The following is a 20,490-nucleotide window of genomic DNA, read 5'->3' on the forward strand; positions in this document are numbered from 1 at the left end:
ACTCCTCAGGATGTAAGCCAGCCCGGCGTGATCATCCCGGCCTCGTACGCGATCACGACGAGCTGGGCCCTGTCGCGGACCCCGAGCTTGGTCATGATGCGGCTGACGTGCGTCTTCGCCGTCGCCGGGCTGAGCACGAGCCGGGCGGCGATCTCGTCGTTCGACAGGCCGCCCGCGACGAGCGTCATGACCTCGCGCTCGCGCTCGGTGAGCGCGTTGAGCCGGGGGCCGGGCTCCGGCGGCTTGACCCGGCCGGCGAACTCGGCGATCAGCCGGCGCGTGACCGAGGGCGCGATCAGCGCGTCGCCCCTGGCCACCACCCTGACCGCGTGGATCAGCTCGGCGGGCTCGGTGTCCTTGACGAGGAAGCCGCTCGCCCCCGCCCGCAGCGCGCCGTACACGTAGTCGTCGAGGTCGAACGTGGTCAGGATGATCACCCGGACGCCGTCGAGCCGGTCGTCGCCGGCGATCCTGGCGGTGGCCTCCAGGCCGTCCAGCTCGGGCATGCGGAAGTCCATGAGCACCACGTCGGGCCGGTGCTCGCGGGCCGCCGCCACCGCCGCGGCGCCGTTGGCCGCCTCCGCGACCACCTCGATGTCGTCCTCGTCGCTGAGTATGGAGCGGAAACCGGCCCTGACCAGGGTCTGGTCGTCGGCGAGGAGTACGCGGATCATGTGGCTCCGTTCAGGGGGAGTCGGGCGGCGACGCGGAAGCCGCCCTCGGGGCGCGGCCCGGCCTGCAGCGTGCCGCCGAGCGCCGCGGCGCGCTCGCGCATGCCCTGGATGCCGAAGCCGGTGCCGTCGGTGTAGACGGCGCCAGGGCCATCATCTTCCACCTCGATCACGATATGTCCTGATGCGTTGCTGACGGACAGGGCGGCCTCCCCGGTTCCCGCGTGGCGCGAGACGTTCGCCAGCGCCTCCCTGACGATGCGGACGGCCGCGAGGTCCACCTCCGTCGGCAGCCCGTCGAGCGGCCCGGACACCCGCGTGCGGACGGTCAGCCCCGAGGCGGACACCAGCGCGTCCAGGCGCGCCAGGCTCCCCGCGGGAGCCGTCGGGGCGTCCTCGTCCACCTGGCGCAGCACGCCCAGCGTCGTGCGCAGCTCGCGCAGCGTCTCCTTGCTGGTCTCCTTGATGGTCCTGAGGGCCCGCTCGGCGTCCTCGGGGCGCTTCTTCAGCCCGTGCAGCGCCGCCGACGCCTGGACGTTGATCATGGAGATGTTGTGGCCGAGCACGTCGTGCAGCTCCCGCGCGATGCGCAGCCGCTCCTCGCTCGCGCGCCGCCTGGCCTCCTCCTCCTTGCCGTGCTCCGCGTCCAGCGCCCGCCGCTCCGCCTCCAGCAGGTACGCCCTGCGGTTCCTCGTGACGCCGCCGAACGCGACCGCCGCCACCACCCAGCCGGCGATCATGAGGAAGAGGCTGTCGTTGACGTGCCTGACCTTGCCGGTCTCGCCCAGCCCCATGGCGAGCAGCGCCGCCGCCCCGACCGTCGTGGCCGCGACCAGGTGCCCCTGGTCGGCCGCCGTGTACAGGGCGACGAACGCGAACAGCATGATCGGGCCGTCCAGGGTGCCGAACGGATAGTAGAGCGCCGTGCAGATCATGATCACGACCAGGACCGGCACGGGGAACCGCCGGCGGAGCATCAGCGCCGCGCCCGCGACGAGCGGCGACAGCACGTCCACGGCGTTCGGCGACACGCCGTCACGGGCCAGGTGCCCGGCGAGCGCGCCGCCCAGCACGACGGCGACGACGCCCGCCGACACGACGGTGCTCGGCGAGGGAGTCCTCATGGCCAGCATTCTGTAATGCTCCGCTGCCTCGTTGGGTATGGGGCAAAAATGAGTATCAAGGACGAACTCCAGCAGGTCGAAGAGGACCTGGCCCGGCTCAAGGCCGAGAACAAGGACATCCGCGAGCAGGTCAGGAACATGGGCGCGACCGACCAGGTCGAGATCTCCGCGCTCATCGCCCTGGCCGACGAGCAGGGCGAGCTGATCGCCGACCTCGAACGGCGCCGCGACGGCCTGCGCGCCCGCCTCGAACGCGAGTCCTCACCCCAGACCTGACCCCCGCCCCGCCGCGAGGCGGCAGGGGACGACAGCGGCCGGCAGGACGACGACAGCACGACGACAGCACGACGACAGACGACGACAGGACGGCGGCAGCGACACGGCAGACCGCGGCCGCGCACGCCGGAGGTGTTCGACGACCTCGGCGTCATCGGCGAGATCCTCACGACCGGCGCCCCCTAGCCCCTTTGCCGCGCGTCGTCCCTGGGCCGTGTGCCGTTCCCGGTTCGTAAGATCCGGGCGGCCTCCGCCGGGGTTTGATCGGGGCATGCGCGTGTTGCTCACCGGATCTGCGGGGTTCATCGGCGGGCACGTCGCCGAGGCGCTCCGCCGCGAATGGTACGAGGTGGTCGAGGCCGACCTGCGCGGCGGCGTGGACGTGCGGGACGCCGCGGCGCTCGACCGCCTGCTGCCCGGCGTGGACGCGGTCGTGCACCAGGCCGCCAAGGTGGGGCTCGGCGTGGACGTCGGCGACCTGCCCTCCTACGCCTCGGCCAACGCCTACGGCACGGCCGTGCTGCTCGCCGCCATGGCCAGGCACGGGGTCGCCCGGCTGGTGCTGGCCGGCTCGATGGTGGTGTACGGCGAGGGCGCCTACGACTGCCCCACGCACGGCTGGGTGCGGCCGGGGCCCAGGCTGGAGCGGGACCTGGCCGAAGGCCGCTACGAGCCGCTGTGCCCGCGCTGCGGCGGCCTCCTCGCGCCGGCCGACGTCTCCGAGGACGCCGCGCCCGACCCGCGCAACGCGTACGCCGCGACCAAGCTGGCCCAGGAGCACCTGGCCGCGAGCTGGGCGCGCGAGACCGGCGGAGCCGCGGTGTCGCTGCGCTACCACAACGTCTACGGCCCCCGCATGCCGCGCGACACGCCGTACGCGGGGGTGGCCTCGATCTTCCTGTCCGCCCTGCTGGCGGGCCGCGCCCCGCGCGTCTACGAGGACGGCGGCCAGCGGCGCGACTTCGTGCACGTACGGGACGTGGCGAGGGCCAACGTCCTGGCGCTCGCCGCGCTGGGGGAGGCGTCGCGCGCGGGGGAGCTGAGGGCGTACAACGTGGCGAGCGGCGTGCCACGCACGGTGGGCGAGCTGGCGCGGGCGCTGGCCGCGGCCACCGGCGGGCCCGCGCCGGTCACGACCGGCCAGTACCGGCTGGGCGACGTCCGCCACGTCGTCGCCTCGCCCGAGCGGGCGGCGTGCGAGCTGGGCTTCGCGGCGCGGGTCGGGTTCGAGGACGGCGTCGCGGAGTTCGCCCGCGTCGCCGTCCGGTGAGAGCGGGAAGACGGGGAGAGCGGGCAGACGGTGAGAGCGGGAAGACGGGGAGACGGGATGCGACCCACGGGTGACCGCGTGATCGACGTCGTGCTGCCGTGCCTCGACGAGGCCCTGGCGCTGCCGTGGGTGCTCAAGCGGATGCCGCCCGGCTACCGGCCGATCGTCGTCGACAACGGGTCGGCGGACGGGTCGGCCGACGTGGCCGCCGCGTACGGCGCGACCGTGGTGCGCGAGCCGGTGCGCGGGTTCGGCGCCGCCTGCCACGCGGGGCTGATGGCGGCCGTCGCGGACGTCGTCTGCTTCATGGACGCCGACGCCTCCCTCGATCCGCGTGAGCTGCCGCTCGTCAGCGGGCCCGTCGTCGCGGGCGAGGCGGACCTCGTGCTCGGGCGGAGGGTGCCGGCCGGAGCAGGGGCCTGGCCGGCCCACGCCCGGCTCGGGAACGCCGTCCTGGCGCGGCGGCTGCGGCGCCGCTCCGGCGTGCCGGTGCGCGACCTCGGCCCGATGCGGGCCTGCCGCAGGGAGGAGCTGGTCGGGCTGGGGGTGGAGGACCGCAGGTTCGGCTACCCCCTGGAGACGGTGCTGCGGGCCGCCGCCGCGGGCTGGCGCGTCACCGAGCGGGACGTGCGCTACCACCCCCGCGCCGGGCGCTCCAAGGTCACGGGCACGGTACGCGGCACGCTCAGGGCGGTCGCCGACATGCGCGCGGTGCTCGCCGCCCACCGCTGACCTCCGCTGACCTCCGGGAGGCGCTCACCGTCCACCGCTGACCTTCGGGAGGCGCTCACCGTCCACGGCTGACCCGGTGCGACGCGCGTCACCGGCGGCTTGTCACGGGCAGCGCACCACCATCCCCGCGTACGAGAGGTTGCCGCCGAACCCGAACAGCAGCACGGGCGCCCCCCGCTCCACCTCGCCGCGCTCCAGCAGCTTGGAGAGCGCGAGCGGCACGCTCGCGGCCGAGGTGTTGCCCGACTCCACCACGTCGCGGGCGACGATCGCGTTGACCGCGCCGAGTTTCTGGGCGATGGGCTCGATGATGCGCAGGTTCGCCTGGTGGAGGACGACGGCGGCGAGGTCCTCGGGGGCGACGCCGCCGCGCTCGCAGGCCAGGCGGGCGATCTCGGGGAGCCGGGTGGTGGCCCAGCGGTAGACGGTCTGCCCGTCCTGGGCGAAGCGGGTGGGCGTGCCCTCGATGCGTACGGCGGTGCCGAGCTCGGGCGCCGAGCCCCACACCACGGGCCCGATCTCCGGCTCGGGGGCGGCGGCGACCACGGCGGCGCCCGCGCCGTCGCCGGTGAGGACGCAGGTGGTGCGGTCGGTCCAGTCGGTGACGGCGGTCATCATGTCGGCGCCCACGACGAGGGCGCGGGTGGCGGCTCCGGCGCGGATGGTGTGGTCGGCCAGCGCGAGCGCGTGGGTGAAGCCGGAGCAGGAGACGCCGACGTCCATGAGCGCGGCGGCGGGCACGCCGAGCCTGGCGGCCACCCGGGAGGCCACGTTGGGCGCGCGCTCCGTCTGGGTGCAGGTGGCGACGAGGAGGAGGTCGATGGCGGACGGGTCGAGGCCGCTCGCCGCGAGGGCCTTGGCGGCGGCCTGCGCGGCCAGGTCGGTGACGGTCTCGCCGGGTGCGGCGACGCGCCGCTCCCTGATGCCGACCCGCTTGCCGATCCACTCGTCGCTGGTGTCGACCATCGTCGCCAGCTCCTCGTTCGTCAGCACCCTGGCGGGCTGGTAGTGGCCGGTGGCGACCAGTCGTGATCCGCTCATGCGGCGGACTATAGCAATCGAACGTTCGGACGCTAAGGTGGGGCGCATGAGCCCGCGCCACTCCGCCGCCGAGGCGATGCAGACCCGCGACGCCATCCTCGACCGCTCCGTCGCCATCGCGTCGGCCGAGGGGCTGGAGGGCCTGACCATCGGCAGGCTCGCCGCCGAGCTGGGCATGAGCAAATCCGGCGTGATCGGGCACTTCGGGTCGAAGGAGGCGCTGCAGCTCGCCGTGCTCGACCGGGCGGGAGAGGTGTTCCGCACCGAGGTGTGGGAGCCGGTGCGGGCGACGCCGCCCGGCCTGCCCCGGCTGCGCGCGCTCTGCGAGGAGTGGATCTCCTACCTGGAACGCGGCGTCTTCCCCGGCGGGTGCTTCTTCGTGGCGGCGGCGCACGAGTTCGACGGCCGTCCGGGGGCGGTGCGCGACGCGGTCGAGGCCAGGTTCGACGCCTGGCGCGGGCGGCTGGTCAAGGAGGCCGGGCGCGCGGCGGAGGCCGGGGACCTGCCGGACGGCACCGAGCCCGAGCAGCTCGCGTTCGAGCTGATGGGCGTGGTCATGGCGGCCAACCACGCCGTCCAGCTGCACCGCGACCCGCAGGCTCCCGCGCGCGCCCGCCGGGCGGTACGCGCCAAACTGGGCGCCTGAAACCCAACGCCTGAAACCCAACGCCTGAAACCCAACGCCTGAAACCCAACGCCTGACACCGAGCGCCTGAAGCCCAACGCCTGACACCGAGCGCCTGAAACCCGGCGCCTGAGACCCGGGCGCCTGAGACCCGGGCGTCTGGGACCCGGGCGTCTGGGGCGCCTGGAGACGGGCGGGTGCGTCAGGCCTCGGCGGAGAGCCGGTCGAACAGGTCCAGGGCCGCCCTGCGGACGTCCTCGGGCGTGACGCCGTCGAGCGCCTTCCTGGCGTCGGCGATGTCGCGCGTCGTGGCGAGCGTGATCGCCACGGAGGAGGCGGCGGCGTGGTCGAGCGACCCCGTCGGCGCGGCTTCGGCCAGCTCCTGAGCGCTCGCGGCGAGGTCGAGGTTGTCTCTCAACGGATCTCCTCGGGTGAAGACGGTGCGGCCCATTGCATCACCTGGACCGGCGCCGGATCCACCATTCGGTGAATCGCCGCGGCGCCCGCCGCCGCACCTGGACGGTTACCCTCTCAGCGGGTCGTGGCCGACGGACATCAGCTCGTGGCGCGACTCGTCGTCGGTCCTGTCGTGCATCGTCTCGACGAGCTCGACGACCTGCCGCATCACCTCCAGATCGACTTTCGTCAGATCGCCCTTCCGCTTGGCCAGGACGTGCAGCACGGCGCGTCCCAGCTCGTCGACGCCGAGATCGGGGTCCGGCGGGAAGCCCTCCTCGTCCGAGGCGTCGGCGAGCAGGAACGCGCGCAGCTCCTCCGAGTTCATGTTGACCACCCGGTGGAACTCGTCCCAGAGCATCTCCGTGTCGAAACCCTCACTAGCCTCACTCATGCGCCCCGCCTACCCGCCCGGCCCGGCGTTACGCCCCCGGCACGGCCAGCCCCGACTCGTACGCGGCGATGACGGCCTGCACCCGGTCGCGCAGGCCCAGCTTGGTGAGCAGGTTGCTGACGTGGGTCTTCACGGTGTGCTCGCTGACGACCATGGCGCGCGCGATCTCGGCGTTCGACAGGCCGCGGGCGATGAGCTGGAGCGTCTCGCGCTCCCTGGCGGTGAGGACGTCCAGCGCCCGCGCCGAGCGTACGGCGGGCCTGGAGGTGAACTCGGCGATCAGCCGCCTGGTGACCGTGGGCGCGAGCAGCGACTCGCCCGCCGCGACCACCCGCACGGCGTTGACCAGGTCGTCGCGGCGCACGTCCTTCAGCAGGAACCCGCTCGCGCCCGCCCGCAGCCCCTCGAAGACGTAGTCGTCGAGGTCGAACGTGGTGAGGATGAGCACCTTGCAGGTCGTCTCCGCGCACACGATCCTGGCCGCCTCGATGCCGTCCATCCTGGGCATGCGGATGTCGAGCAGCAGCACGTCCGGCCGGTGGGCCCGCACGGCGGCGACGGCCTCGACGCCGTCGCCCGCCTCGGCGACCACCTCGATGTCCGGCTGGACGTCGAGGATCATCGCGAACCCGCCCCTGACCAGTTCCTGGTCGTCGGCCACCACCACGCGCACGCTCATGACGCGGCCACCGGGAGCAGCGCCGTCACCCGGAAGCCGGGGGCGTCGTCGCGGGGTCCTGCGGTGGCTGAGCCCCCGCACGCGGCGGCCCGCTCGCGGATGCCGATCAGCCCGCGTCCGCCGGAGGGCAGGGCCCTGCCCGCGCCGGGTCCGTCGTCGGTGATGTCGATCATGAGGGTGTCGTCCTCCCAGGTGAGCCGGATGTCGGCGCGGGCGGCGCCGGAGTGCTTGACGATGTTGGTGAGCGACTCCTGCACGATGCGGTAGGCGGCCACCGCGCAGTCGGGGGCGACCGGGCGGGGGCGGCCCGACTCGGTGAACGCCACCCGCAGGCCCGCCCCGGCGATCCCCTCGGCCAGCACGGGCAGGTCGGCGATGGTGGGCTGCGGCACGCGCGGCGCCGCGTCCCCGCCGTCCCCGCCGTCGCCGGACGTCTCGTCCCCGCCGTCGCGCAGGACGCCCAGCATGCGCCGGAGCTGCGTCATCGCGTCGCGCCCCGCGGCGGCGATCGCGTCGAACACGGCCTCGGCCCTGGCCGGGTCGCTCCTCACCACCACGGGACCGGCCTCAGCCTGCACCACCATCAGGCTCACCGCGTGCGACAGGATGTCGTGCATGTCCCGGGCGATCCTGGCGCGCTCCCGCTCGGCGGCGCGTTCGGCTTCCATCCGGCGCTCCCTTTCGAGTCTCGCCGCGCGCTCCTCCAGCGCCGCCGCGTGGGCGCGGGACGTCGCGGCGGCCCTGCCGATGGCGTACGCGGCGGCGAACAGCACGATGCCGCGCAGCGCGGTCTCCGACGACCCGACGAGGACCAGGCCGCCGACGATCGTGAGGACGAGCATGGTGACGCGGCGCCACGGCGGCGCGTACGCGGCCACGGTGTAGAGGGCGACCAGGCCGCCGTACCAGATGGGCTGGCGGGCGACGTCGTCGGCGAGGTCGTACGTGGAGAGCAGGGTGAGCACGAGGACGAGCACCGTGACGGGCGCCCGCCGCCGCCAGACCAGCGGGAGCGAGGCGCCGACGGCGACGGTGTAGCCCCACCAGTGCCAGTGGCCGCCCTGCGGGTCGTCACGCGAGATCAGCGGCCAGAGCTGCACCAGGGTGACGACGGCGGCGAGCACGCCGTCGACCAGCAGGTGGGGGAGCGCTCGGAACCTCCGCCGAAGGACCACGACAACCGGCAGATCGGACACAGGGCTCCATCTTTCCTCATGCATGGACGAGCGTGCTCCGGGCGCTCCCGCGGGCCAGCGGCCAGAACGAGACGAGCAGGAACAGCGCGCCGACGGGGATGAGGTCCTTGCTGACGAGGGGCAGCGTGAGGTCGAGCAGGACGAGCACCGGCGTCCAGAGGGCGACCAGGCGGCGGGCGGCGAGCTGGACGACGAGCGCGAACTGGGCGATGAAGAACAGGAACGGCCCGGCGTCGTAGACCGCGAGCGACATCCCGGGCACGGCCTTCACCTGCGCGAACAGCGGCGTCATGGCGTCGTGGTCGGCGGCGATGAAGCCGACGGCGATGTCGATGGCGAACTGGGCGGACGCCGCCGCGACGCCGGCGAAGCCCGCGACCATCGTGGCGGTGGCGAGCGGGCCGCGCCCCAGCATCCGCCACATCTCCCGAAATATCAGGGTAAAGAGGGCTAGGGCTCCCAGGAACGCCAGGTGGCCGGCCGTCCAGGCGGGTCCCGGGCCACGGCTGCCGTCCAGGCCGTCCACGAGTCTCAGCAGGCCGTACGCCAGGACGAGCAGGGGCGCGGCGACGAACGCGATGCGGGCAGGCATGAGGTGCTCCTCGGAGGGGCCGGTGGGGAATGCCCCCATCCTCCGGGCGCGGCCCCTCCCGGCGGATCGCCGGGAGGGGCGATCCTGGGGCTCCCTCTCACGGGCGAGCCGCTCACCCGCCGGGCCCACCAATCCGACAATCCGGGAGTTCTTGACAACCATATTTGTCGGTGACAGGGTGGCCGCAGCGCGACGACGAGGGAGACATCCATGCCGCAAGAGTTCGAGATCCGCCGCGAGGTCACCGTCGATGCCACGCCCGAACAGGTCTGGCAGGCCATCGCCGACGGCCCCGGCATCGACTCCTGGTTCATGGGCCGCACCGAGCTGGAGCCCGGCGTGGGGGGCAAGGTCAGGCAGACGTTCCCTGGCGGGTTCACCGAGGAGGCGGAGATCACCGCCTGGCAGCCCGGCAGCAGGCTGGCCTACCGCGGCGCCCCGAGCCCCGAAGGCGCCTTCATGGCGTTCGAGTACCTCGTCGAGGGCAGCGGCTCCGGCACCACCGTGGTCCGCCTCGTCCACAGCGGCTTCCTCGGCGACGACTGGGAGTCCGAGTACGAGGCGCTGGAGATCGGCGACCTGCAGTACCTCCGCAAGCTGGCCACGTACGTGCGGCACTTCGGTGGCCGGCACTCCACCCACAACCTGTTCCTCGTCCACCCCGAGGTCGGCGCCGCCGCGTTCAGGTCGCAGATCGGCCGGGTGCTCGGCCTGGCGGGCGAGGCGCGGGCGGGCGACGAGGTCACCGTCGCGGTCGAGGGCCTGGAGCCGGAGCCCGGCGTGGTCGAGTGGACCGACGCGGAGGGCGGCTGCGTGGGCGTGCGCACCGGCGACGCGCTCTACCTGTTCTTCCACGCGCAGGGCAACGCCGTGGTGGAGCGGCACGTCTACGTCCCGGCCGACGGCGCGGCGGTGGAACGCGCCTGGCAGGGCTGGCTCGACCGCGCGTTCGCCTGACCCGGGCCCCATCGCGCGTTCGCCTGACCCGGGCCCCATCGCGCGTTCGCCTGGCCCGGGGCCTCTCCGCGCGTTCGCCTGGCCCGGCCGGGTGGCCTCACGGGGCCGGCGGCGCCCCGCCCCAGGAGGCCGCCGCCATCACCCCGCGCACGGCCCGCACGAGCCGCTCGGCCGCCGTGTCAGGGTCGGGCCGCCCGGCGTCCAGCCAGGCGATGACGCCCTCGACGGCGACGGCGAAGGTGAGCCGCGCCGCCCAGGCCGCCCACGCCGGGTCGGCGATCCTGTCGCCCAGCTCCTTGCGGGCGATCTCCAGCGACTCCTGCGTGAACGAGTCGACGAGGTCGCGGAACTCGGGCTCGCGGGCGGCGTACCTGAACAGCAGCCGGAACCCGTCGGGGTCGGCGGCGGCGGCCTCCAGCAGCGCGGGCAGGGTGCCGGGGCCGTAGCCGCCGAGGCCCACGCGCTCGACGAGCCGCGCCTGGCCGCGGCCGAGCACGGCCCGGTAGAGGTCGCTCTTGGACGCGAAGTGCCGGTAGAGGATGACCCGGCTGATGCCCGCCTCGGCGGCGACGTCGTCGAGGCCGGTCGCGTCGAACCCGCTCCTCGCGAAGGCGCGGGTGGCGGCGTCGATGATCTGCTCGCGCCGTTCGGCCCTGGGCAGCCGCCGGGCGGTCTCCATGCCTGACTCCCTCTTGTTTACTCGCGAGTGTACATCTAGCTTTGTTGACATGGGAGTAAACAAGCTGCCCTTCGAGCCGCCCGACGCGCTCCGCCCCGCGCCGCTGCTGCGGACGCTCCAGGCGGAGGGCCCCGTGCACCGCGTCCTCACCGCGGTCGGCCACGACGCCTGGCTCGTCACCGGGTACGAGCAGGTCAGGGCCCTGCTCGACGACGACAGGCTGGGCCGGTCGCACCCCGACCCGCCCAGCGCGGCCAGGACGGGCGACTCCGCCCTGTTCGGCGGCCCCGTCGGGGACTTCGACACCGAACGCGTGGACCACGCCCGGATGCGCGCCATGCTCCAGCCGCACTTCTCGCCCCGGCGGATGCGCGCCCTGCGCCCGCGCGTCGAGGAGCTCGCGGCCGGGCTCCTCGACGAGCTGGACCGGCACGGGCCGCCCGCCGACCTCCACCGGATGCTCGCGCTGCCGCTGCCCATCCTCGTCATCTGCGAGCTGCTCGGCGTGCCGTACGGCGACCGCGACCGCTTCCGCGCCTGGACCGAGGCCGCGGCCGACACCCGCGACCACGCCCGGTCGCTGGCCGGGCTGACCGAGCTCTACCTGTACGGCAAGGAGCTGGTGGCGAGGAAACGGCGGGAGCCGGCCGACGACGTCATCTCGCGCCTGTGCGACTGGCCGGACGCCGACGACGACGAGGTGGCCAGGAGCTCGATGAACCTGCTGTTCGCCGGGCACGAGACCACCGTCGTGCGGATCGGCCTCGGCGCGCTGCACCTCCTCGCCCACCCGGGGCAGTGGCGGGCGCTGCGCGACGACCCGGCCCTGCTGCCCGGGGCGATCGAGGAGATCATGCGCGCGCCGCAGGCCGGGTCCGGCGGCATCCCGAGGTACGCGCGCACCGACCTGGAGATCGCGGGCGTCCGCGTGCGGGCGGGGGAGCTGGTGCTGCTGGACGTCGGGGCGGGCAACCACGACCCGGCGGCGTTCTCCGACCCGGACCGGTTCGACGTCACCCGGCACGAGAACGGTCACCTGTCGTTCGGGCACGGGGCGCGCTACTGCATCGGCGCGCCGCTGGCCCGCGTCGAGCTGCAGGCGGTCTTCTCGCAGCTCGTCCCGCGTTTCCCCGAGATGCGGCTCGCGGTCGCCGTGGAGGAGCTGCGGCTCCGTACGGGGGCGCTCACCGGGGGCCTGCTGGAGCTGCCCGTGACATGGTGAGGCCGGCGGCGGGACGCGCGAGAAAGACCGGCGGCCGGCGTATCAGGGCGGGCCCCTCCGCGCTCTGTCACACCGGGGGGATGTCCCCGCCCGAGGCCGGCCCGGCCGGGCGGGGTGCCGCGAGGAGGGGACGGCGCGTGCCCCGGGCCGGACGGGCGGTCTGCCAGCCGCCCGCCGGCCCGGCGGCACCTGCCGGACACCCGCCCGTCGGCGCGGTCGAACGCGAGGGGCGGGATGTGCCTGTCCGCGGAGCAGGCGGGGCCGCCGTCCGGTACGTGGGAGCGGCAGGATGAGGTTCGGCGTCCTGCGACTCAGGCGTGGGGGCGGGCGGCGGTGCTGCCGCGCGGCGTGAGGCGGGCCGCCCAATCCTGGAAGGGCGGCACGGTCTCCCCGGCGATCAGCGCGAGCAGCCGCTGCGCCGCGTGCGCGCCGTACGTGGGGATGTCGCGGGTCAGCGCCGTCAGCGGCGGCCTGACGACCTGGGAGAGCGGCGAGTCGTCCCAGGCCACGATGGACAGGTCGCGCGGCACGTCCACGCGCATCTCCTGCGCCACCGACAGCCCGGCGACGGCCATGATGTCGTTGTCGTAGACGATCGCGGTGGGCCGGTCGGGCGCGCTGAGCAGCCGCCGCGTCGCCCTCGCGCCCTCCTCGCCGGTGTAGTCGGTGTGGACGGTGACCGCCTCTGCCACGCCCGCGCAGGCGTCGGCGAAGGCCTGGTCGCGTACGGCGGTGTGCACCAGTTCCGGCAGCCCGGCGACCCTGGCGACGCGCCGGTGCCCCAGCGCCACGAGGTAGGCCACGGTCTCGCGCACGGCTTCGCCGTCGTCGGACCACACGGCCGACAGCGAGCCCGACTCCGACGGGTGCCCGATGACCACCACCGGCATGCCGAGCCGTTCGATCTCGGGCACCCGCGGGTCGGAGTGGTGCAGGTCCACGAGGAACGCGCCGTCGACGCGGCTCTCGCCCCACCAGTGCCGGTGCAGCTCGATCTCCTGCCGGTGGCCGGTGACGACCTGCAGCAGCAGCGCGTACGAGCGCTCGGCGAGCACGTCCTCGATGCCGCTGATGAGCTCCATGAAGAACGGTTCGACGCCGAGGACGCGCGCGGGGCGGCAGAGCGCGAGCCCGACGCAGTTGGCCCTGGCGCCGTTGAGCGCGCGGGCCGCGCTGTTGGGGCGCCAGCCGATCTCGTCGGCGATGGCGATGATCCTGGCCCGCGTCGCCTCGGACACGCCCGGCTGTCCGTTGAGCGCGTAGGAGACCGCCACCTTGGACACGCCCGCGCGGCTGGCGATGTCGGCGATCGTCGGTCGCTTCACGGACTCCCTCTCTGAACCCGATGACCCCGCACCCTGGGAAGGACCCAGCTTAACCGTTTAAGTAGGGGTGACGTGCCAGGGTCTCGCGTCCTGGGTCTCGGCGGCGGCCCCCGAGACCCGCAGCGCGTACGTGGGCCGCTCCGCCCCGGGGACGGGACCGAGGTAGGCGTGGCCGGTCAGATGGCACCAGGCGGGGAGGTCCACGGGCGCGGCCGGGTCGGTCGCGACCAGGTGGATCACGGCGCCGGGCCCGGCGGCGCGGACGTGCCCGCGCAGCTCGATCAGGAGCTGGACGCAGAGCTTGTCGCCGCCGTCCACGAGGAGATCCGGTTCAGGCATGGGTCCAGCAAATCACCCCTTCAGACCGGTGTGCGCCAGCCCCTCCACGAACTGCTTCTGCGCCAGCACGAACACCACCAGCACCGGCAGCGCCGTCAGCGACGCCGCGGCGAGCTGGACGTTCCACATCGGGCCGCCGTAGGCGTCGACGAACTGGGTGAGCGCCTGCGGCAGCGTGAAGCGCTCGGGCGTGGACAGGAAGACGATCGGTTCGAGGAACAGGTTCCAGCTGTGCAGGAACGTGAAGATGGACACCGCGCCCACCGCCGGCCTGGCCAGCGGCAGCCCGATCCGCCAGAACGCGGCCGCCCGGCCCAGCCCGTCCACCGCCGCAGCCTCGTCGAGCTCCTTCGGCAGCGTCAGGAAGAACTGCCGCATGATGAACGTCGCCAGCACGCTGGGCGCGCCCAGGACGGGGACGAGGATCAGCGGCCAGTGCGTGTCGGTCAGCCCCGCCGTGTGGAAGATCCGGAACAGCGGCACGATCGTCACCTCGCTCGGGATCAGCAGCCCGACGAGGATCATCAGGAACAGCGCGTTCGACCCGCGGAAGCGCAGGCGCGCGAACGCGTACCCGGCGGGCGCCGACACCGCGAGCGTGCCGAGCGTGACCACGGCCGCGATGTACAGGCTGTTCCAGTACTGCGTCGCGAACGGCTGGAGCTCGAACACCTGCCGGTAGGCGTCCAGCATGGGCCTGGCGGGCAGCAGCGACGGCGGGAAGGCGAGGATCTCGCTGACCGGCTTCAGCGACGAGGTGACCATCCACCAGGTGGGGAAGACGAACGGCACGCACAGGACGCAGAGCACGCCGTACAGGAGCGTCTTACGACTCAAGGAACACCCACCTCCTGCGCAGCCGCCACTGGAGCACGGTGAGGGCGAGCACGATCACGAACAGCAGCGCCGACAGGGTCGCGCCGTATCCGAAGTGATGGAACTGGAACGCCTGCTGGTACAGGTAGTAGACGAGCACCGTGGTCGAGGTGCCGGGGCCGCCCTGGGTGAGCACCGCGATCTGGGCGAACACCTGCAGCGACCCCGCCACCGTGATGATCGACGTGAGCAGCACGGTCGGGCTGATCATCGGCAGCGTGATCCTGGCGAACCTGGTCCACGCGCCCGCCCCGTCGAGCGTGGCGGCCTCGTACAGCTCCTTGGGCACGCCCTGCAGGGCGGCGAGGAAGAGCACCATGTTCAGCCCGACGTTCTTGACCACCTGAACCGCGATCACCGACGCCATCGCGGTGGGACCGGTGCGCAGCCAGTTCGGCCCCTCGACGCCGACGGCCTGGAGCAGCGCGTTCACGCCGCCGTCGCGCTGGAGCAGGAAGCCCCACACGATCGTCCAGGCCACCAGCGAGACGACGACCGGTGAGAAGAACAGCGTCCTGAACACGACGGTGCCGCGCAGCCTCTGGCTGAGCAGCACCGCGAGGAGCAGCGCCAGGCTGAGGTTGACGACGACGAGCCCGGCGGAGAACAGCGCGGTGGCGGTCAGCACCTTCGGCACGTTCGGGTCGGCGAGCAGGTGCCGGTAGTTGTCCGCGCCGACGAAGCCGAACGTGTCGGCGAGCACGTTCCACTCGTGCAGGCTGTACCACAGCACCAGCGCGAGCGGCAGGAACACGAACAGCAGGCTGCCCGCGACCTGCGGGGCCACGAACAGGTAGCCGACCAGGTGGTCCCGCCTGGTCGCGGTCCACCAGCCCGTACGACCCTCCCTGGCCGTACGGGCGGCGGCGCGCAGGCCGAGCGCCATCACTTGGCCAGCAGCGGCTGGACGGCGGTGCACACCCCGGCGAGGGTCCCCGCGACGTCGGCGCCGGGCTGCCAGAGCTGGTCGAGCCCGGCCCGCACGGCCTGCGCCAGCTCGGCCTGGCCCGAGTGGCTGGGCTTGACCCTGCCCTTCGCGATGCCGTCGATGACGACCTGCTGGAGCTGCTCCGGCTTGAGCAGCGGGTTGCTCTTGGCCAGGCCCTCGGCCGTGAGCAGGGGCGTGCGCGGCGGCGGGAAGTACTGCGCGAGCCTCGCGGAGTTGCCGGGGTCGGTCATGAAGGACAGGAAGCCGGCGGCCTGGGCGGCGTTCGGGCTCTTCTTCACCACGCCGATCCCGGCCTGGCCGATGACGCTGTAGGCGCCCTTCGGCCCGGCGGGCAGCGGCACGAGGTCCCAGTCGAACGCGCCGTCCTTCAGCAGCGACGCGCGGGAGATCTGGGTGATGGTCATGGCGGCCTCGCCGGCGAAGAAGTCGGCGGTCGCGCCCGGCGCGGGCAGCGCCTTGTCCTCGAAGATCGCCTTGTGCAGGAACGTCATCGCCTCGACCATCTCGGGCTTGGCGAAGCCGCAGGACCTGCCGTCCTCGCTCCACGCCTCGGCGCCCCAGCCGCCCCAGACGGTGGCCAGGTTGTCCCAGCCCTTGTAGTCGAAGTCGCGGACGACCAGGCCGGCCTTCCCCGTTCTCGCGCTCACCGCCGCGGCCTTCTCGACGGCCTCCTGCCAGGTCCAGCCCGCCTTGGGCGGCTCCTGCCCGGCCTGCTTCAGCAGGTCCTCGTTGACGAAGACGCCGAACGGCGACGTGGAGAACGGGTAGGCGTACAGCTTGCCGTCCTTCTGCCACAGCTTCGTCGTCGACGGGGCCAGCTCCTCCGGCTTGACCAGGGTCTCCAGCGGGGCGAGCGCGCCCGAGCCGACGAAGTCGGGGGCCGAGTTCTCCAGGATCCAGGCCAGGTCGGGGGCGTTGCCGCCGGCCATCTGCGTGGTGAGGGTGGTGGTGTAGTTCTCGATGGGCAGGGTGTCGAACTTGATCGAGGCGACGTCCTTGTGGGTCTTGAGGTACTCGTCGGCGATCGAGTCGAGCAGCTTCAGATGGTCGGCGTTGCCCGTCCAGATGGTCATCCGCAGGGACACCGGCCCGGCCGAGCCCTTGTCGCCGCCGCCCGAGCCGCAGGCGGTCAGGACGAGCAGGCCCGCGAGGCCGGCGGTGGCAGCCGTGGTGATGCGCATCGGCGCTCCTCAGAGGGGGGTGGTTCAGTAGCCGGAGACATCCGGCCAGTGGAGTTCGACGCCCTGCTCCTCCAGGCGGGCCTGGAAGTCGGCGAGCAGGCCGGGGTGGTTCCGCACGGCGTGGGGTGAGACGGACCTGTCGAGGCAGAACGCGGCCAGCGCGCCCGCCGCCTCGCCGATGTTCCACTCGACGGGGTGCAGGCGGTAGCAGCCGTTCGTGATGTGGGTGGTGGCGAGGTTCTTGCCGGCGGGCAGCAGGTTGGCGACGCGGCGCGGCAGCAGCGCGCCCAGCGGGATCTCGAACGGGCTGCTCGGCACGTCCAGGTAATTGTCGCCGCCGGTGGAGGGGTGCAGGTCGATGCGGTACATGCCGACGCCCACCGAGTCGGCGTAGCGCACGGCGCCCTTGTCGCCGCGCACCGCCATCGACAGGTCCTGCTCGACGACGGTGTACTCGCCCAGGATGCGGCGCGACTCGCGGATGTACGGCGCCTGCGCCAGCCCGTCGGGGGAGCCGGTGACGTCACCGCGCAGCCGCAGCCCCGGCCAGCCGGTGCCGCCGTCGGGGCGCGGCGCCTCGGTCTGCAGCCAGTACAGCACCGACCTCGACAGCTCGCGCGCCCGCTCCAGGTGGGTGGCCGCGTCGGGCACGTCGATGACGGGGCCCTCCATGTAGTCGATCATCGGCCAGTTGACCAGCGTGATGTCGCTGCCGTACGCGCCGGGCGCGAACAGCCCGCGCGCGGCGATCCTGCGGAACGTCCACAGGTTGCCGTCGCCCGGGTTGCGCCGCTGGTCGGCGCGCACCGTGAGCGGGTCGTCGTCGGGGTTCGGCGTGAACGACCGCTCGACGGTCTCCAGCGTGCGCGGGTTGGGGCTGCGCCAGCCGAGCAGCGGCCCGCCCCAGAAGTCCGGCTCGTACGACCGCCAGAAGCCGTACCCGGCGGGACGGTCGATCGTGTGGTCGCCCGGCACGTGGTCGATCGCGAAGCACACCGAGACGGCCTGCATGTTGAGCGGCTGCGCGGCGGCCGGGGCGCTCGGCTCCCCGGTGTCGGCCTGCGACTCGAACCCGGTGACGTACTCGGTGCCCGTCAGCGGCAGCAGCTCGCCGGTCTCGGTGGCGTCGAGCACGTACGGCGCGCTCACCCAGACCTCGTCGCCGCCGTCGCGGTGGGCCAGGCGCACCCCGGTCACGCGGTCGCCGTCGCCGTCCGCCGCCACCGGCCGGTACGGCTGCAGCACGGTCAGCCGCCCGCCGCCCCGGTAGGGGGCCAGCATGGACTCGATGACGGCCAGCGCCACGCGCGGCTCGTGGCAGAGCGGGCTCACCCAGCCCGCGCCCGGGTTCAGCTCCCGCCAGGCGCGGGCGGCCCCGGTCAGCGGGTAGTGCTCCCGGTAGTAGGCGCGGATGCCGTCGCGCAGCGCCCGGTAGCTCGCGGTCACGCCGAAGCGCTCCACCCAGCTGTGCTCGTCCGGCGGGACGGCCTGGCTGGTGAGCTGCCCGCCGAGCCAGTCGTACTCCTCGGTCAGCACCACCGTCCTGCCGGCCCGCAGGGCCGCCAGCGCGGCGGCCACGCCTCCGAGGCCGCCGCCGACGACGAGCACCTCGGTGCTCAGCTCGCGCGGCGCCCCGGGGCTCCTCCGGGTTCCCGTCATGCGCGTGGTCCTCTCGTGTGCGTGGGGGCGGCCAGGGTGGCGCCCCTCGCGTACTCGCACGGCAGCAGCCGCTGGAGGGGCGTGCCGCCCTCGATCAGCTCGGTCAGGTCCTCGACCGCCTGGCGCCCCATCTCGCGGCGGGGGATCAGGAAGCCGGTGAAGTCGATGTCGGTGGGCACCGGCCGCGTCGGGTCGCCCAGCGTGACGATCGACAGGTCGCCCGGCACGGACAGGCCGCGCCCGCGCGCCTGCCCGGCGAGGGCGACCGCGTCGGCGTACTCCTCGGACAGCACGGCGGTCGCGCCGGCGGCGAGCAGCCGGTCGAGCGCGGCGGCCGGGTCGCCGGGGGCGACCAGCACGGGCGCGGGCACGGCCTCCGCGTAGCCGCGGTGGCGGTCCACGTACGACTCGGGGCCGGTGCCCTGGCCGAGGTAGGCGACGCGCTCGTGGCCGAGCGCGCGGGCCCGGTCGACCAGCTCGCGCACGGCGGCCCGGTAGTCGGCGCCCACGTACGGCACCGGTCCGCCCGCGTCGTCGCGGCGGCCCACGGAGACGAACGGATAGCCCTCGCTCACCAGCCGGGTCAGGTCCTCCCTGTCCAGCTCGCGGCCGAGCAGCACGCAGCCGTCGGCCAGCCGGAGGCGGTGGTCCTGGTGGTAGACGCGCTTGCGGCCGTCCACGACGGGCGCGCTGGTGAACAGCAGCAGGTCGCAGCCGCGGTGCTCGGCCGACTCCTCGATGCCGACGAGGAAGGGGTGGTAGAAGTCGCCGGTCGCGCTGGGGAAGACCGGCTCGTAGGTGAAGACGCCGAGGATGCGGTTGCGGCCGGCCGCGAGCCGGCGCGCGGCGGGGTCGGCGACGTAGCCGGTCTCCGTGATGACGCGCAGGACGCGGTCCCTCGTCTCTGCGGGGATGCGGGACTCGGCGTCGGCGCGGTTGTTCAGGACGAGGGAGACGGTGGTCTGGCTGACGCCGGCCAGCCGGGCGATGTCGCGCTGGGTGAGACGGCGCGAGGGGTCGGGGGGCATCGGAGATCCTCAGCTAATGCGCATTAGCGCGTGAGTCGATGCCGATGATTGTTCGCCGGACGTTTCACGGGTGTCAAGAGTTCCCGCAGTGCTAATCCGGATTACCGGACATATCCCCCGCGCTCGGTCGGCGCCCCTCCAGCGACGTCAGGATGCGGCAGGAGGGGCCGTCGAGTCGCGGATCACGAGCTGGCAGGGCATCCTGTGCACCCCGGGCGTGGCCCTGCCGTCGATCGCGGCGAACAGGTGCTGGGCGGCGGTCCTGCCGAGCAGTTCGAGGTTCATGTCCACGGTCGTGAGCGGCGGGCGGGTCTCGGCGGAGAGCACCTCCCAGTTGTCGTAGCCGACCACCGCGATGTCGTCGGGCACCCGGCGGCCGCGCTCCCTGACCGTCTCCACGAACCCGGCCGCCACCTGGTCGCTGCCGCAGAACACCGCGTCGACGTCGGGCCGGGCCATCAGCAGCATCTCGGCCGCGTGCCGCCCCCAGCGCTGCGACCAGGAGCCCGACAGCGTCTCGCCGGCCTGCTCGACGCCCCCCTCGGCGAGCGCCAGGCGCAGCCCCTCCTCGCGGTCGCGCGCCGCCTTGTAGTGCATGGGCCCGGTGACGTGGGCGATCCTGCGCCGGCCCATGGCCAGCAGGTGCCGTACGGCCATGGCGGCCCCGCCGACGTCGTCGGGCACGAACGACACGTCGGACGGGTCGTCGGACGGCCCGTAGGCGTACACGACGGGCACCGGGAGGTTCCTGCTGACGGACGGGCGCGGGTCGGTGCTCTCGCCGACGACGATCAGGCCGTCGACGCGGCGCGACAGCAGCGCGCGCAGGTGGTGCTGCTCCCTGATCGCGTCGCCCCGCGCGTCGCACAGCAGCACCGCCATCTCGCCCGCGCCGAACGCGTCCTCGGCGCCGAGCAGCACGGGGATGCCGAACCTGCCCGCGCTGTCGGAGGTCAGCAGGCCCACCGTCCGCGTCTGGCCCGACAGCAGCCCCCTCGCCAGCGCGTTCGGCTGGAAGGACAGCTCGGCCGCCGCCGCGAGCACCCGCTCGCGGGTCGTGGCCCGCACGTCGTGGCGCCCGTTGAGCGCCTTGGACGCCGTGGCGATCGACACCCCCGCCAGCGAGGCCACGTCGCTGATCGTCGCTCGCTTACCCGCCATCTTCGAAACCCTTTTCGGTGATTTGTGAGCTGCTGGAGACCCTAGCACCCATTGACAG

23 protein-coding genes are annotated in these 20,490 nt (G+C 73.5%); 6 read left to right on the forward strand and 17 right to left on the reverse strand.

Going from position 1 to position 20,490, the window contains the following annotated elements:
- Window positions 1–5: 5 nt before the first annotated feature.
- Together BMX74_RS00605 and BMX74_RS00610 are read right to left on the reverse strand one after the other, a co-directional pair.
- The gene (locus BMX74_RS00605; RefSeq protein WP_091097473.1) at window positions 6–674 is read right to left on the reverse strand and encodes a response regulator; all 669 of its coding nucleotides are present in this window, start codon (window positions 672–674) and stop codon (window positions 6–8) included.
- Window positions 671–1,795, reverse strand: a complete 1,125-nt coding sequence (locus BMX74_RS00610) for a sensor histidine kinase (protein ID WP_091098017.1) — start codon at window positions 1,793–1,795, stop codon at window positions 671–673. Before BMX74_RS00610 ends, BMX74_RS00605 begins: the two co-directional genes overlap by 4 nt.
- A gap of 48 nt (window positions 1,796–1,843) precedes the next feature.
- Here BMX74_RS00610 and BMX74_RS00615 point away from each other — a divergent pair, with 48 nt between their 5' ends.
- From BMX74_RS00615 to BMX74_RS00625, 3 genes are all read left to right on the forward strand, one after another.
- Window positions 1,844–2,071: a hypothetical protein gene (locus BMX74_RS00615; RefSeq protein ID WP_055507779.1), complete on the forward strand. Its 228-nt coding sequence runs from the start codon at window positions 1,844–1,846 to the stop codon at window positions 2,069–2,071.
- Window positions 2,072–2,342: 271 nt separating this feature from the next.
- On the forward strand, window positions 2,343–3,341 hold the full coding sequence (locus BMX74_RS00620) for an NAD-dependent epimerase/dehydratase family protein (protein ID WP_091097475.1): 999 nt from the start codon (window positions 2,343–2,345) through the stop codon (window positions 3,339–3,341).
- 57 nt (window positions 3,342–3,398) lie between these two features.
- Window positions 3,399–4,073: a glycosyltransferase family 2 protein gene (locus BMX74_RS00625; protein ID WP_091097478.1), complete on the forward strand. Its 675-nt coding sequence runs from the start codon at window positions 3,399–3,401 to the stop codon at window positions 4,071–4,073.
- A gap of 102 nt (window positions 4,074–4,175) precedes the next feature.
- Here BMX74_RS00625 and BMX74_RS00630 read toward each other — a convergent pair whose 3' ends face one another.
- Window positions 4,176–5,114 carry a beta-ketoacyl-ACP synthase III gene (locus tag BMX74_RS00630; RefSeq protein WP_091097480.1) on the reverse strand — a complete coding sequence of 313 codons (939 nt, stop codon included), beginning with the start codon at window positions 5,112–5,114 and terminating at the stop codon, window positions 4,176–4,178.
- Between the two features lie 46 nt (window positions 5,115–5,160).
- Here BMX74_RS00630 and BMX74_RS00635 point away from each other — a divergent pair, with 46 nt between their 5' ends.
- Entirely contained in the window at window positions 5,161–5,760 is a 600-nt protein-coding gene (locus BMX74_RS00635; RefSeq protein WP_055507786.1) for a TetR/AcrR family transcriptional regulator, read from the forward strand.
- A gap of 181 nt (window positions 5,761–5,941) precedes the next feature.
- Here BMX74_RS00635 and BMX74_RS00640 read toward each other — a convergent pair whose 3' ends face one another.
- The 5 genes from BMX74_RS00640 to BMX74_RS00660 all read right to left on the reverse strand — a co-directional run bounded on the left by BMX74_RS00640 (window position 5,942) and on the right by BMX74_RS00660 (window position 9,056).
- Complete coding sequence (locus BMX74_RS00640; RefSeq protein WP_055507788.1) at window positions 5,942–6,157, reverse strand: hypothetical protein; 216 nt, start codon at window positions 6,155–6,157, stop codon at window positions 5,942–5,944.
- A gap of 105 nt (window positions 6,158–6,262) precedes the next feature.
- Entirely contained in the window at window positions 6,263–6,589 is a 327-nt protein-coding gene (locus BMX74_RS00645) for a DUF3140 domain-containing protein (RefSeq protein ID WP_055507790.1), read from the reverse strand.
- Window positions 6,590–6,617: 28 nt separating this feature from the next.
- Complete coding sequence (locus BMX74_RS00650; RefSeq protein WP_055507793.1) at window positions 6,618–7,268, reverse strand: response regulator; 651 nt, start codon at window positions 7,266–7,268, stop codon at window positions 6,618–6,620.
- On the reverse strand, window positions 7,265–8,464 hold the full coding sequence (locus tag BMX74_RS00655; RefSeq protein WP_218153833.1) for a sensor histidine kinase: 1,200 nt from the start codon (window positions 8,462–8,464) through the stop codon (window positions 7,265–7,267). The genes BMX74_RS00650 and BMX74_RS00655 overlap by 4 nt, the downstream gene beginning before the upstream one ends.
- Window positions 8,465–8,480: 16 nt before the next feature.
- A complete protein-coding gene (locus BMX74_RS00660) occupies window positions 8,481–9,056 on the reverse strand; it encodes a hypothetical protein (protein ID WP_091097484.1) in 576 nt (191 codons plus the stop codon).
- A 210-nt stretch (window positions 9,057–9,266) separates the two neighbouring features.
- Here BMX74_RS00660 and BMX74_RS00665 point away from each other — a divergent pair, with 210 nt between their 5' ends.
- Window positions 9,267–10,013, forward strand: coding sequence for an SRPBCC family protein (locus tag BMX74_RS00665; RefSeq protein WP_055507799.1), 747 nt, complete (start codon window positions 9,267–9,269; stop codon window positions 10,011–10,013).
- Window positions 10,014–10,110: 97 nt separating this feature from the next.
- Here the strand turns inward: BMX74_RS00665 and BMX74_RS00670 are convergent, their stop codons facing one another.
- Complete coding sequence (locus tag BMX74_RS00670; RefSeq protein WP_091097487.1) at window positions 10,111–10,692, reverse strand: TetR/AcrR family transcriptional regulator; 582 nt, start codon at window positions 10,690–10,692, stop codon at window positions 10,111–10,113.
- Window positions 10,693–10,741: 49 nt separating this feature from the next.
- On the opposite strand from BMX74_RS00670, the gene BMX74_RS00675 reads away from it, so the two are divergent.
- Window positions 10,742–11,914, forward strand: coding sequence for a cytochrome P450 (locus BMX74_RS00675; RefSeq protein WP_055507803.1), 1,173 nt, complete (start codon window positions 10,742–10,744; stop codon window positions 11,912–11,914).
- A 311-nt stretch (window positions 11,915–12,225) separates the two neighbouring features.
- Here the strand turns inward: BMX74_RS00675 and BMX74_RS00680 are convergent, their stop codons facing one another.
- The 8 genes from BMX74_RS00680 to BMX74_RS00715 form a co-directional block, all read right to left on the reverse strand.
- Window positions 12,226–13,239 carry a LacI family DNA-binding transcriptional regulator gene (locus tag BMX74_RS00680; RefSeq protein WP_091097489.1) on the reverse strand — a complete coding sequence of 338 codons (1,014 nt, stop codon included), beginning with the start codon at window positions 13,237–13,239 and terminating at the stop codon, window positions 12,226–12,228.
- 57 nt (window positions 13,240–13,296) lie between these two features.
- On the reverse strand, window positions 13,297–13,578 hold the full coding sequence (locus tag BMX74_RS00685; protein ID WP_055507807.1) for a sulfurtransferase TusA family protein: 282 nt from the start codon (window positions 13,576–13,578) through the stop codon (window positions 13,297–13,299).
- A 12-nt stretch (window positions 13,579–13,590) separates the two neighbouring features.
- A complete protein-coding gene (locus tag BMX74_RS00690; RefSeq protein WP_055507809.1) occupies window positions 13,591–14,415 on the reverse strand; it encodes a carbohydrate ABC transporter permease in 825 nt (274 codons plus the stop codon).
- Window positions 14,405–15,340, reverse strand: coding sequence for a carbohydrate ABC transporter permease (locus BMX74_RS00695; protein WP_091097491.1), 936 nt, complete (start codon window positions 15,338–15,340; stop codon window positions 14,405–14,407). Before BMX74_RS00695 ends, BMX74_RS00690 begins: the two co-directional genes overlap by 11 nt.
- On the reverse strand, window positions 15,340–16,584 hold the full coding sequence (locus tag BMX74_RS00700) for an ABC transporter substrate-binding protein (RefSeq protein WP_091097493.1): 1,245 nt from the start codon (window positions 16,582–16,584) through the stop codon (window positions 15,340–15,342). Before BMX74_RS00700 ends, BMX74_RS00695 begins: the two co-directional genes overlap by 1 nt.
- Window positions 16,585–16,608: 24 nt before the next feature.
- On the reverse strand, window positions 16,609–18,243 hold the full coding sequence (locus BMX74_RS00705; RefSeq protein ID WP_218153835.1) for an FAD-dependent oxidoreductase: 1,635 nt from the start codon (window positions 18,241–18,243) through the stop codon (window positions 16,609–16,611).
- The gene (locus BMX74_RS00710; RefSeq protein ID WP_055507817.1) at window positions 18,240–19,271 is read right to left on the reverse strand and encodes a LacI family DNA-binding transcriptional regulator; all 1,032 of its coding nucleotides are present in this window, start codon (window positions 19,269–19,271) and stop codon (window positions 18,240–18,242) included. Before BMX74_RS00710 ends, BMX74_RS00705 begins: the two co-directional genes overlap by 4 nt.
- 147 nt (window positions 19,272–19,418) lie before the next feature.
- Entirely contained in the window at window positions 19,419–20,432 is a 1,014-nt protein-coding gene (locus BMX74_RS00715) for a LacI family DNA-binding transcriptional regulator (protein ID WP_091097495.1), read from the reverse strand.
- Window positions 20,433–20,490 lie beyond the last annotated feature (58 nt).

The sequence above is a fragment of the Nonomuraea pusilla genome (genome assembly GCF_900109355.1).
Taxonomy (GTDB): domain Bacteria; phylum Actinomycetota; class Actinomycetes; order Streptosporangiales; family Streptosporangiaceae; genus Nonomuraea; species Nonomuraea pusilla.

What these genes read in the sequence shown, in the direction of transcription:
- BMX74_RS00605 (WP_091097473.1), bottom strand. Translation starts at nt 674, where the DNA reads ATGATCCGCGTACTCCTCGCCGACGACCAGACCCTGGTCAGGGCCGGT.
- BMX74_RS00610 (WP_091098017.1), bottom strand. Translation starts at nt 1,795, where the DNA reads ATGAGGACTCCCTCGCCGAGCACCGTCGTGTCGGCGGGCGTCGTCGCC.
- BMX74_RS00615 (WP_055507779.1), top strand. Translation starts at nt 1,844, where the DNA reads ATGAGTATCAAGGACGAACTCCAGCAGGTCGAAGAGGACCTGGCCCGG.
- BMX74_RS00620 (WP_091097475.1), top strand. Translation starts at nt 2,343, where the DNA reads ATGCGCGTGTTGCTCACCGGATCTGCGGGGTTCATCGGCGGGCACGTC.
- BMX74_RS00625 (WP_091097478.1), top strand. Translation starts at nt 3,399, where the DNA reads ATGCGACCCACGGGTGACCGCGTGATCGACGTCGTGCTGCCGTGCCTC.
- BMX74_RS00630 (WP_091097480.1), bottom strand. Translation starts at nt 5,114, where the DNA reads ATGAGCGGATCACGACTGGTCGCCACCGGCCACTACCAGCCCGCCAGG.
- BMX74_RS00635 (WP_055507786.1), top strand. Translation starts at nt 5,161, where the DNA reads ATGAGCCCGCGCCACTCCGCCGCCGAGGCGATGCAGACCCGCGACGCC.
- BMX74_RS00645 (WP_055507790.1), bottom strand. Translation starts at nt 6,589, where the DNA reads ATGAGTGAGGCTAGTGAGGGTTTCGACACGGAGATGCTCTGGGACGAG.
- BMX74_RS00650 (WP_055507793.1), bottom strand. Translation starts at nt 7,268, where the DNA reads ATGAGCGTGCGCGTGGTGGTGGCCGACGACCAGGAACTGGTCAGGGGC.
- BMX74_RS00660 (WP_091097484.1), bottom strand. Translation starts at nt 9,056, where the DNA reads ATGCCTGCCCGCATCGCGTTCGTCGCCGCGCCCCTGCTCGTCCTGGCG.
- BMX74_RS00665 (WP_055507799.1), top strand. Translation starts at nt 9,267, where the DNA reads ATGCCGCAAGAGTTCGAGATCCGCCGCGAGGTCACCGTCGATGCCACG.
- BMX74_RS00670 (WP_091097487.1), bottom strand. Translation starts at nt 10,692, where the DNA reads ATGGAGACCGCCCGGCGGCTGCCCAGGGCCGAACGGCGCGAGCAGATC.
- BMX74_RS00675 (WP_055507803.1), top strand. Translation starts at nt 10,742, where the DNA reads ATGGGAGTAAACAAGCTGCCCTTCGAGCCGCCCGACGCGCTCCGCCCC.
- BMX74_RS00685 (WP_055507807.1), bottom strand. Translation starts at nt 13,578, where the DNA reads ATGCCTGAACCGGATCTCCTCGTGGACGGCGGCGACAAGCTCTGCGTC.
- BMX74_RS00695 (WP_091097491.1), bottom strand. Translation starts at nt 15,340, where the DNA reads ATGGCGCTCGGCCTGCGCGCCGCCGCCCGTACGGCCAGGGAGGGTCGT.
- BMX74_RS00700 (WP_091097493.1), bottom strand. Translation starts at nt 16,584, where the DNA reads ATGCGCATCACCACGGCTGCCACCGCCGGCCTCGCGGGCCTGCTCGTC.
- BMX74_RS00705 (WP_218153835.1), bottom strand. Translation starts at nt 18,243, where the DNA reads ATGACGGGAACCCGGAGGAGCCCCGGGGCGCCGCGCGAGCTGAGCACC.
- BMX74_RS00710 (WP_055507817.1), bottom strand. Translation starts at nt 19,271, where the DNA reads ATGCCCCCCGACCCCTCGCGCCGTCTCACCCAGCGCGACATCGCCCGG.
- BMX74_RS00715 (WP_091097495.1), bottom strand. Translation starts at nt 20,432, where the DNA reads ATGGCGGGTAAGCGAGCGACGATCAGCGACGTGGCCTCGCTGGCGGGG.